Genomic DNA, 10,090 nt, shown 5'->3' on the forward strand with positions numbered 1-10,090 from the left:
CAGGTACTTGAAGGGCCCGCCGCTGATGGAGCCGTCCGCGTGGACCTCGCGGTACTTCACGCCGAGCGTGCACTCAGCGAATTTCGTGGCCATGCCGAGCAGCCCCGCGAGGATCATCCAGAAGGTTGCCCCCGGACCTCCGAGCGCCATTGCCGCGCCGACACCGGCGATATTCCCGAGCCCGACCGTCCCCGACAGTGCGGACGTCAGTGCCTGGAAGTGGGGCACCTCTCCGGGGTCGTCCTTGGAGGAGTAGTGGCCGCGTACCACTTCGTAGGCGACCTTGAGTCCCCGGAACTGGATGAAGCCGAAGTAGATCGTGAAGATCACGCCTGCTGCAATGAGCCAGGCCACCACGAACGGGAAGCTCAGGTCGCCGATCGTGATGGGGAAGAACACGATCGTGGAGAAGATTTCAGTGATGGGTTCGAAAGCCGCATTGATGCCGTTGTCGATCGCCGCGAGCCATCCGACGTCGTCGGTGACGCTCGCCATAGGTAGTACCAAGTTATTTGCCATCCCTCTAATGAACCGGTTTCTGCTTGTGTTGGCAATCACATTGTGCGTGTCTGCCAAAGTTAGGTGCGGAATGCCGCCCGATTCCCACAGCACTGAGGCAGAAGTGACAGGTGAGCTTTCGCCGTCCTGTCGCTGGGACGCCCGGCTTTTTCCCTCAGCCGGACGTTCCGGGTAAGCTGGGCATGCTCGCCGCGGGGCAGGGATTCCCGGGGAAGCACGCCTCTGTAGCTCAGCAGGATAGAGCGTCCCTCTCCTAAAGGGAAGGTCGTCGGTTCGAATCCGGCCAGGGGCACTTCCGTGGATGGCTCAGAAACGGCTGAGCGTCTCGGGCTCCTCGTCCACCGCGACGTTCTTCCGGACGGCGAACTGGGTCCGGTGCAGCTCTTCGTATCGTCCGCCCCGCGCCAGCAGTTCGTCATGGGTTCCGCGCTGCACGATGCGTCCGTCCTCGACCACCAGGATCAGGTCCGCGGTGCGGATGGTGGACAGTCGGTGGGCGATCACCAGCGCGGTCCGGCCCTCGAGGGCCTCGCTCAGCGCGGCCTGGACCGCCGCCTCCGACGTCGAATCGAGTGCCGCCGTCGCCTCGTCGAGGATCACGACACGTGGCTGAGCCAGCAGCAGCCGCGCGATGGTCATGCGCTGCCGTTCGCCTCCCGACAACCGGTAGCCGCGCTCCCCCACCATGGTGTCGAGCTGGTCGGGCAGGGACTTCACCAGCGGCTCGAGGCGTGCACGGCGCACGGCGTCCCACACCTCGTCCTCGGTGGCCCCGGGTCGCGCAAGGCGCAGGTTGGAGAGGATGGTCTCGTGGAACAGGTGGCCGTCCTGTGTCACCATTCCGAGGGTGGAGCGCATCGATGCGAAGGTCACGTCCCGCACGTCGACGCCGGCCAGGCGCACCGCACCGGTGTCGACGTCGTACAGCCGGGCCAGGAGCTGGGCGATCGTGGACTTGCCGGCGCCGGAGGTGCCGACCAGGGCCACGGTCTGGCCCGGTTCGATGCGGAAGGAGATTCCGTGCAGCACTTCCTCGCCGCCACGGGTGTCGAGTGTCGCCACTTCCTCGAGCGAGGCGAGCGACACCTTGTCCGCGGAGGGGTAGCCGAAACGGACGTCGTCGAACTCGACGGCGACCGGCCCGGGAGGCACCGGACCAGCGTCGTCCTTTTCCTGGATGAGCGGCACCAGGTCGAGGACCTCGAACACCCTTTCGAAACTGACGAGCGCGCTCATGATTTCGACGCGCGCATTGGCGAGGCTGGTCAGCGGGGCGTAGAGGCGGGTCAGGAGGAGGGCCAGCGTGACCACCTCGCCGGTATCGAGCTGTCCGGCGAGCGCGAGGCTGCCACCGAGCCCGTAGACCAGGGCGAGCGCCAGCGCCGAGACGAGCATCAGCGCGGTGAAGAAGATCCACTGGAGCATTGCCGTCCGGACACCGATGTCACGCACGCGGGCCGCGCGCACCCGGAACTCGTCGGACTCCTCGTCCGGGCGTCCGAACAGCTTGACCAGGGTGGCTCCGGGAGCCGAGAAACGCTCCGTCATCTGGGTGCTCATGGTGGAGTTATGGTCCGCGGCCTCGCGCCGGAGTGCCGCGAGCCTGCTGCCCATGCGGCGGGCGGGGATGAGGAAGATCGGCAGCATGATGATGGCGAGGACCGTCACCAGCACCGAAGTGCTGAGCATCACGATCAGGGTGAGGATCAGCGCCACGAGGTTGGTGACCACTCCGGACAGCGTTCCGCTGAAGGCCTGCTGGGCACCGATCACGTCGTTGTTGAGGCGGCTGACCAGCGCCCCGGTGCGGGTGCGGGTGAAGAACGCGATCGGCATCTTCTGGACATGGTCGAAGACGGCGGTGCGGAGGTCGAGGATCACGCCCTCTCCGATCCTCGACGAATACCACCGGGTGATCATGGACACCGCGGCGTCGACCACGGCCACCAGGGCGATGACGACGGCGAGGCGCACCACCGTGGCCGTCTCGCCGTTGGCGACGATCACGTCCACCACCTGGCCGGCCAGGACCGGCGTCGCCACTGCGAGGAAGGCCCCCGCCACGGAGAGCACCATGAAGATCGCCAGCTGAGCGCGGTAGGGCACGGCGAAAGCGATAATCCGTTTCAGCGTCTCCCGGGAGAACTTGTTCCTGCTGTCCTTGGCGGTGGAGATCCGGTACAGGGAACTCCAGGCCGCGCCTTCCATGCTCATGCGAATTCCTCCAGATTAAGCTTCCCCAAGCTTAGGCCGCGAAATGCCGAACCCCGACAGCGCACCCCGGAACAATTAGCAGGTGCACCGGTGTTCACCTAAGTAGGCCGTGCGGCCTGTCACCCCGGCGAATATCTAAGGAATCCGAACCATGAAGTCACGCCTGTCCGTTCTCGGCGCAACCGCAGCGATCACCCTGGCGCTCGCTGGGTGCTCCTCGTCCACTCCGTCCCCGTCCGGTGAAGCCGGCGGCGGTGAATCAGCGGCGCCGTCGACCCTCCAGGAGGTTCAGGACGCCGGCGTCCTGACCGTGGGCACCGAGGGAACCTATCGGCCCTTCAGCTTCCACGAGGATGGAACCGGCGAGCTGACCGGCTATGACGTCGAGGTGATCACCGCCGTCGCGGAGAAACTCGGGGTGGAGGCGGAGTTCCAGGAAACCCAGTTCGACGCCATCTTCGCCGGGCTCGAAGCCGGCCGGTTCGACGTCGTCGCCAACCAGGTGTCCATCACCGACGAGCGGCAGGAAGTCTACGATTTCTCGGAGCCCTACACCGTGAGCAACGGCGTGATCGTGACCAATGCCGACAACAGCGAGATCTCCTCCTTCGAGGACCTCGAGGGGAAGACCACCGCGCAGTCCCTCACCAGCAACTGGTACGAGCTCGCCCAGGAAAGCGGGGCCAACGTGGAACCCGTCGAGGGCTGGGCGCAGTCCATCGCCCTCCTTCAGCAGGGCCGCGTCGATGCCACCATCAATGACGAACTCACCTACCTCGACTACCAGAAGACCAGCAACGATTCCTCGATCAAGGTGGCCGCCGAGACCGAGGAGCAGTCGCTCAGCGCTGTGGCCTTCCGGAGGGGCAGCACCGAGCTGGTTGACGCCGTCAACACCGCCCTCGGGGAGCTTCGCGCGGAGGGAACCCTCGCGGAGATCTCCGAGGAGTACTTCGGAACCGACGTCAGCCAGTAACGTCAGCTGGAACCGCTGGAACCGCTGAAAGGATGAACACGTGGACTGGGAGCTGCTCCGGGATTCGTTCTGGCCCATCGTCCGCGGCGGCCTGACCGGAACCATTCCCCTCTCCCTCGCGTCCTTCGTGCTGGGGCTGGCGCTGGCCCTGGTGCTCGCGCTCCTGCGCATCAGCGGCAGGCGCGTCCTGTCCGGCATTGCCCGGGGGTATATCTCGGTGATTCGGGGAACACCGCTCCTGGTGCAGCTGTTCGTCATCTTCTACGGCCTGCCCTCGATCGGTCTGGTGATCCCCCCATGGCCGAGCGCGATCATCGCGTTCTCCCTCAACGTCGCAGGTTACGCTGCAGAGATCCTGAGGGCGGCCATCCTTTCAGTGCCCAAGGGCCAGTGGGAAGCAGGGCACACGATCGGCATGTCGCGCACCCTGACGCTTCGCCGCGTGATCCTTCCCCAGGCCGCGCGTGTCTCGGTTCCGCCGCTGTCCAACACGTTCATCAGCCTGGTCAAGGACACCTCGCTGGCGTCACTGATCCTGGTCACCGAGCTGTTCCGCGAGGCGCAGCAGATCGCCGCGTTCTCGCAGCAGTTCATGACCCTGTACCTGGAGGCCGCACTGGTGTACTGGGTGTTCTGCCTCGTCCTCTCCAGCGGCCAGTCTGTCCTCGAGAAGAGATTGGACCGCTATGTCGCCCACTGAATCAGCCCCGGCTGCCCTCCTGACCGTCACGGGGCTCGAGAAGTCCTTCGGCAGCAACCGGGTTCTGCAGTCCATCGACCTGTCGGTCCGCTCCGGGCAGGTGGTGGCGCTCGTCGGACCGTCGGGCTCGGGCAAGACCACCGTGCTTCGGTGCCTTAACGGCCTGGAGGCGCCCGACGGCGGCACGGTCGCTTTCCGGGGCGGCCCCGTCGTCGACTTCGGTGCCCACGTCTCCAAACGGGACGCGCTGTCGCTCCGGGACCGCAGTGCGATGGTCTTCCAGAACTACAACCTTTTCCCGCACCGGACCGTGCTGGAGAACGTGATCGAAGGCCCGGTGCAGGTCCAGAAGCGGCCGCGGAAAGAAGCGATCGCCGACGCCGAGCGGCTGCTGGGCCGCGTGGGCCTCGCTGAGAAGAAGGACCAGCATCCCTTCGAGCTCTCCGGTGGCCAGCAGCAGCGGGTGGGCATCGTTCGGGCACTGGCGCTGCAGCCGGACCTCCTGCTGTTCGACGAGCCGACGTCGGCCCTGGATCCCGAACTGGTGGGCGAGGTCCTCACGGTGATCAAGGAACTGGCCGAGGAGGACTGGACCATGGTGATCGTCACCCACGAGCTCGCCTTCGCGCGGGAGGTGGCCGACGAGGTGGTGTTCATGGACGGCGGCGTCGTCGTGGAGCACGGCCACCCCGACCAGGTGCTCCGCAATCCGGTCCACGAGCGAACCCGGCGGTTCGTCCAGCGGCTGCTCAACCCGTTCTAGCGGCGAAGCGGGCGCCGCTCAGGCACGAATGCGCTCGGGATGCGAGTAGCAGTTGAGGGTACTGCCGCGGCTGAAGCCCACGAGGGTGAGTCCGGCGTCGTCGGCGAGGTCGGCAGCGAGCGACGACGGCGCGCTGACCGCGGCGAGCACCGGAATGCCCGCGAGCTGGGCCTTCTGCACCAGCTCGAAGGACGCCCGCCCGGAGACCTGCAGGATGGTGCCCGTCAGCGGCAGCATCCCTTCCCGCAGGGCCCAGCCTACGACCTTGTCCACAGCGTTGTGGCGTCCCACGTCCTCGCGCAGGCACAACAGCTCGCCGTCGCGGGTGAACAGCCCGGCGGCGTGGACGCCGCCCGTGCGGTCGAACAGCTTCTGGCTTTCCCGCAGGCGATCGGGCAGCCCGGCGAGAACCGACAGCTCCACGCGTGCGGTATCGCCGGTGAGCTCGAACCGTGAGGATTTACGGACCGCGTCGATGGACGCCGTCCCACAGATCCCGCAGGAACTCGAGGTGTAGACATGGCGTTCCATCGCGGTATCCGGGAGCTGGACGCCGGGACGGAGCTGCGCCTCGACCACGTTGAAGGTCTGCTGCCCATTGTCGTCCACTCCCGCGCAGTACCGCAGCCTCGGCAGCTGCCCCGGCTCCCACACCACGCCCTCCGACACGAGGAATCCTGCCACGAGGTCGAAGTCGTCGCCGGGCGTCCGCATGGTGACGGTGAACGCGCGGCCATCGAGGCGGATCTCCAGCGGCTCCTCGCCGGCGAGCACATCCTCGCGGTGGCCCGTGGTGCCGCCCACCCTGAATTTCGTTATGCGGCGGCGCTGCGTCACCCTGTTCATCAACCACTCCTCACCATCGGCCTAAGATGAGGTTAGTTGACTGACCGTACAGTCTGCTCCCAACACGAGGATGTGACGGCCTTGGCATCGAAGGCACCGAAGAACGACATTGACGAATCCCGGATCACCACGGGGAAGCCGAAGACGAAGGCCGTCGGCCTTCCGGCGGTTCTCAACTCCCTGAAGATCTCGATGGACCAGATGGGCCCGCTCCGCAGCGCCCAGACCCTCCTCGCGGTCAACCAGGTCAAGGGCTTCGACTGCATGGGCTGCGCCTGGCCCGAGGGCGACAAGCGGCATACCGCCGAATTCTGCGAGAACGGGGCCAAGGCCGTCGCCGAGGAAGCCACGCGCCGCACCGTTCCACCGGAGTTCTTCGCCGAGCATTCCATTTCCGATCTGATGTCCCACGACGAGTACTGGCTGGGCCAGCAGGGTCGCCTCACCCACCCCATGCTGCTCGACTCCGGTGCCACCCACTATCGCCCTGTCACCTGGGATGAGGCCTACTCGGTGGTGGTCGAGGAGCTGGCGGCCCTGGACAGCCCCGACGAATCCGTGTTCTACACCTCCGGCAGGACCTCCAACGAGGCGGCCTTCCTGTACCAGCTGATGGTGCGCGGCATCGGCACCAACAACCTCCCCGACTGCTCCAACATGTGCCACGAATCCTCCGGCTCGGCGCTTGTCGAGACGCTCGGCATCGGCAAGGGCACGGTGTCGCTGCACGACGTCGACACCGCGCCGCTGATCATCGTCGCCGGCCAGAACCCCGGCACGAACCACCCGCGCATGCTGACCTCGCTCGAGAAGGCCAAGAAGAACGGCGGGGCGATCGTCGCCATCAACCCGCTGCCCGAAGCCGGCCTGCTGCGCTTCGAGAATCCCCAGAACCCGATGGGCCTGCTCGGCACCCGGTTCGGCGGCGGCACGTCCCTGGCGGATGACTTCCTCCAGATCCGCCTCGGCGGCGACCAGGCGCTGTTCCGCGGACTCGGCAAGCACCTCCTCGAACAGGAAGAGGCCACCGGCACCGTCTTCGACCACGACTTCATCGCAAAGCACACGCTGGGACTCGAGGACTACCTCGAAAGCCTGCGCGGTACATCGTGGGACGAGATCCTCGAGGCCAGCGGCATCAGCAAAGCCGAAATCATGAAGGTGGGCGACCGGATGATCGCCTCCCCGGGCACCATCGTGTGCTGGGCGATGGGCCTTACCCAGCACAAGCACTCCGTGGCCACGCTGCGCGACGTGGTCAACGTGCTCCTGCTGCAGGGCAACGTCGGAAAGCCGGGCGCCGGCGTGTGTCCCGTCCGCGGGCACTCCAACGTGCAGGGCGACCGCACCATGGGCATCTTCGAGCGCATGCCGGCGGCCTTCCACGACTCCCTGGATCAGCGCTTCCACTTCTCCTCACCGCGGCGCCACGGCTTCGACACGGTAGCGGCGATCCGTTCCATGCGCGACGGCGGCGCGAAGGTCTTCATGGCAATGGGCGGGAACTTCGTCCGCGCCACCCCCGACTCGAACGTCACCGACCAGGCCCTGCGCAATACACGGCTCACCGTCCAGGTCTCCACCAAGCTGAACCGCTCGCACCTCATCACCGGCCGACGCGCGGTCATCCTCCCAGCGCTCGGCCGCACCGACCGGGATACCCAGGCCGGTGGAGACCAGCGGGTCACCGTCGAGGACTCGATGAGTGCCGTCCACGCGTCCACCGGGCGGCTGAAGCCCGCCAGCACCGAGATGCGCTCGGAGATCGAGATCGTCTGCCAGCTCGCCGACCGGCTCTTCGCCCGGACGGGCAGCCCCTACGCGCAGAACGCTCCGCAGCTGGACTGGCTTGCGGCGCAGGCCGACTACCGCGTGATCCGGGAGCACATTTCCGCCGTCGTTCCGGGATTCGATGATTTCGAAGCGAAGATCGACAAGCCCGGCGGCTTCGTCCTGCCGAACGGCCCGCGGGACAGCCGGACCTTCACCACCACCACCGGCAAGGCGAACTTCACGGCCAACGAACTGCAGTACCCGAAGGTCCCCGAGGGCCGGCTGCTCCTGCAGACCCTGCGCTCGCACGACCAGTACAACACCACGATCTACGGCAAGGATGACCGCTACCGCGGCATCCACGGCGGCCGGCGGGTGGTCCTCGTCAACGCTGAGGACCTTGCGGACGCGGGACTGGCCGACGGCGATTCTGTGCACCTGATCTCGGAGTGGGCCGACGGCGTCGAACGCCGGGCCGAGAACTTCCGGGCCGTCGCGTATGCCACGCCCCGCGGCTGCGCGGCGGCGTACTATCCGGAGACCAACGTCCTGGTTCCGCTGGATTCCACGGCGGACATCAGCGGTACTCCGACGTCCAAGTCGGTGATCCTCCGGCTGGAGAAAGCAGTGGAGAAGGCAGTGGGAAAGGCAGCGGCTGGCGAAGCAACCGAGCAAGCGCTCGAACCTGCCGGCTGACGCGCCCGAAAACGGCTGACGCACTCGAAAACGGCTGACGCGCGGGTTTCATCCGGCGCGTCTGTCGTTTTCGAGTGCGGCTCCCGGCCGCGCGGCTCCTGGATATCGGGACACCCTTCGCCTGCACCCGCATCGACTGCGCAGCAATTGCCGCCCAGCGCCGGACATGCGGTAAACGCTGTGCACTGGATGAATCCGCGGGACCCTCAGCCTCAACGCGCCCAGGGCAGCCGAATCGCGGGTACCGGCTGGTCGACGGTGCAGCCCGCGGCCGGCACCACCAGCACACCGTCCGCCGACGCGAGGCCGCGCAGCATCCCCGAGCGTTGATGGCCGCTGGGCATCGCGCGGCCGTCCGAATGGCGGAACGGGACCAGGCGGGTGCGCCCCTCGAGCGGCTCGAACTGCTCGCCGCACAGCACTTGCTGCGGTTCCTCCAGGGGAGCCCCCCGAAGCCCTGCCAGCAACGGACCCACCACGGTCAGCATCGCCATCATCGCCGCCAGGGGGTTTCCCGGCAGTCCCACGAGGAACCGGCCGTCCGGCAGCTTCGCCAGGAGGGTGGGGTGGCCCGGCCGCATGGCGATGCCGTCGATGATCATCTCGGCGTCGAGCATGGTGAGCGCCCGGCGGATATGGTCCGCGGAGGAATCCCCCGTGCCGCCGGTGGTGATGAGCACGTCTCCGGAGGCTCTCGCCAGCGAGAAATCGTCGGTCGCTTCCGCGCTGATGGCGGCGACGACGTCGTCGAGGTCGTCCTTCGCGCGTCCCGCGACGTCGACGTGCCCGCCCAGCATCGCCACGAAGGCCGGCAACTGCGGCCCGAAGGTGTCGCGGACCTGGCCCGGATGCGGCAGGCCCGCTTCGATCACTTCATCGCCGGTCATCAGGAGCGACACCCGTGGGGCACGCAGCACCGCAAGGGTGTCGTGGCCGCACACCGCCGCGAGGGCGATCTGCGCGGGGTTGAGGACCACGCCGGCCCGGATGGCCTCGATGTCCATCTCCGCCTCCTCGCCGGCGGGGCGGATGTGCTCGCTGGCAACCGGCTCGTCCGGTCGTGCTGCTTCGTTGCGGTCGAGCAGGTCGCCGCGGATCTGACCGTGTTCGGTCCGCAGGATCCCGTCGGTGTTGCCCGGCACCACGCCGCCGGTGAGGATGAAGGTCGCCTGGCCCGGCTCGAGTGCCACCGACCCTGAATCGCTGTGCGGCGCGGGCCGGCGCCACGGGTGCTCTTCGTGCACCTCGGGACTGACGAGGGTCCACGGCGGCGGGCCGTTGACGGCCCAGCCGTCCATTGCGGAGGACGCGTAGTGCGGAATGGGCTGCAGGGGTGAGACCGCCTCGGCGAGCGTCTGCCCGAGTGCGTCGGCAAGGGTCACCGTCTGGTAGGGCAGGGGGCGGCCGGCGTCGTGGGCCGCCCTCCGTGCCGTTGCCCAGTCGAGGTTCCGGTTCCCGGCGGCTTCGCTCACGCCGTCTCCTCCTGGCCGGCGGACGGACACTGCTCGTTCGCGAGCCCGATGGCGGAGCGCATGGCGGTCTCCTCGCCGGCCTGCCCGCTTCCCACGGCGAGGCCCGCCGCGTACCCGGCGATGAAGGTGGT

8 protein-coding genes and 1 tRNA gene are annotated in these 10,090 nt (G+C 67.3%); 5 read left to right on the forward strand and 4 right to left on the reverse strand.

The window, feature by feature from the left end; translation table 11 throughout:
* Nucleotides 1-495: alanine:cation symporter family protein (locus tag Y705_RS19670; protein WP_444826188.1), on the reverse strand; the 495-nt coding region annotated here is incomplete at its 3' end.
* 242 nt (nucleotides 496-737) lie between these two features.
* On the opposite strand from Y705_RS19670, the gene Y705_RS0112325 reads away from it, so the two are divergent.
* Nucleotides 738-811, forward strand: a tRNA-Arg gene (locus Y705_RS0112325).
* Between the two features lie 14 nt (nucleotides 812-825).
* Here Y705_RS0112325 and Y705_RS0112330 read toward each other — a convergent pair.
* Nucleotides 826-2,733, reverse strand: a complete 1,908-nt coding sequence (locus Y705_RS0112330) for an ABC transporter ATP-binding protein (protein ID WP_026533077.1) — start codon at nucleotides 2,731-2,733, stop codon at nucleotides 826-828.
* Nucleotides 2,734-2,884: 151 nt separating this feature from the next.
* Here Y705_RS0112330 and Y705_RS0112335 point away from each other — a divergent pair, with 151 nt between their 5' ends.
* The 3 genes from Y705_RS0112335 to Y705_RS0112345 are packed head-to-tail and all read left to right on the forward strand — an operon-like array spanning nucleotide 2,885 to nucleotide 5,172.
* Nucleotides 2,885-3,709, forward strand: a complete 825-nt coding sequence (locus Y705_RS0112335; protein WP_026533078.1) for an amino acid ABC transporter substrate-binding protein — start codon at nucleotides 2,885-2,887, stop codon at nucleotides 3,707-3,709.
* A gap of 40 nt (nucleotides 3,710-3,749) precedes the next feature.
* Nucleotides 3,750-4,409 carry an amino acid ABC transporter permease gene (locus Y705_RS0112340; protein WP_026533079.1) on the forward strand — a complete coding sequence of 220 codons (660 nt, stop codon included), beginning with the start codon at nucleotides 3,750-3,752 and terminating at the stop codon, nucleotides 4,407-4,409.
* Nucleotides 4,396-5,172: an amino acid ABC transporter ATP-binding protein gene (locus Y705_RS0112345; RefSeq protein ID WP_026533080.1), complete on the forward strand. Its 777-nt coding sequence runs from the start codon at nucleotides 4,396-4,398 to the stop codon at nucleotides 5,170-5,172. Before Y705_RS0112340 ends, Y705_RS0112345 begins: the two co-directional genes overlap by 14 nt.
* 18 nt (nucleotides 5,173-5,190) lie before the next feature.
* Here the strand turns inward: Y705_RS0112345 and fdhD are convergent, their stop codons facing one another.
* The gene (gene fdhD / locus Y705_RS0112350; RefSeq protein WP_026533081.1) at nucleotides 5,191-6,018 is read right to left on the reverse strand and encodes a formate dehydrogenase accessory sulfurtransferase FdhD; all 828 of its coding nucleotides are present in this window, start codon (nucleotides 6,016-6,018) and stop codon (nucleotides 5,191-5,193) included.
* Nucleotides 6,019-6,099: 81 nt separating this feature from the next.
* On the opposite strand from fdhD, the gene Y705_RS19675 reads away from it, so the two are divergent.
* The gene (locus Y705_RS19675) at nucleotides 6,100-8,487 is read left to right on the forward strand and encodes an FdhF/YdeP family oxidoreductase (RefSeq protein WP_081738025.1); all 2,388 of its coding nucleotides are present in this window, start codon (nucleotides 6,100-6,102) and stop codon (nucleotides 8,485-8,487) included.
* Nucleotides 8,488-8,699: 212 nt separating this feature from the next.
* On the opposite strand, the gene Y705_RS19680 is transcribed toward Y705_RS19675, so the two are convergent.
* Nucleotides 8,700-9,959 (reverse strand): molybdopterin molybdotransferase MoeA, encoded by a 1,260-nt coding sequence (locus Y705_RS19680; RefSeq protein WP_049822703.1) that lies wholly within the window; start codon nucleotides 9,957-9,959, stop codon nucleotides 8,700-8,702.
* Nucleotides 9,960-10,090 lie beyond the last annotated feature (131 nt).

The sequence above is a fragment of the Arthrobacter sp. H41 genome, assembly GCF_000520535.1.
GTDB lineage: Bacteria > Actinomycetota > Actinomycetes > Actinomycetales > Micrococcaceae > Arthrobacter_D.

Coding starts and splice junctions, on each gene's coding strand:
- Y705_RS0112330 (WP_026533077.1), bottom strand. CDS start 2,733: ATGAGCATGGAAGGCGCGGCCTGGAGTTCCCTGTACCGGATCTCCACC.
- Y705_RS0112335 (WP_026533078.1), top strand. CDS start 2,885: ATGAAGTCACGCCTGTCCGTTCTCGGCGCAACCGCAGCGATCACCCTG.
- Y705_RS0112345 (WP_026533080.1), top strand. CDS start 4,396: ATGTCGCCCACTGAATCAGCCCCGGCTGCCCTCCTGACCGTCACGGGG.
- fdhD (WP_026533081.1), bottom strand. CDS start 6,018: ATGAACAGGGTGACGCAGCGCCGCCGCATAACGAAATTCAGGGTGGGC.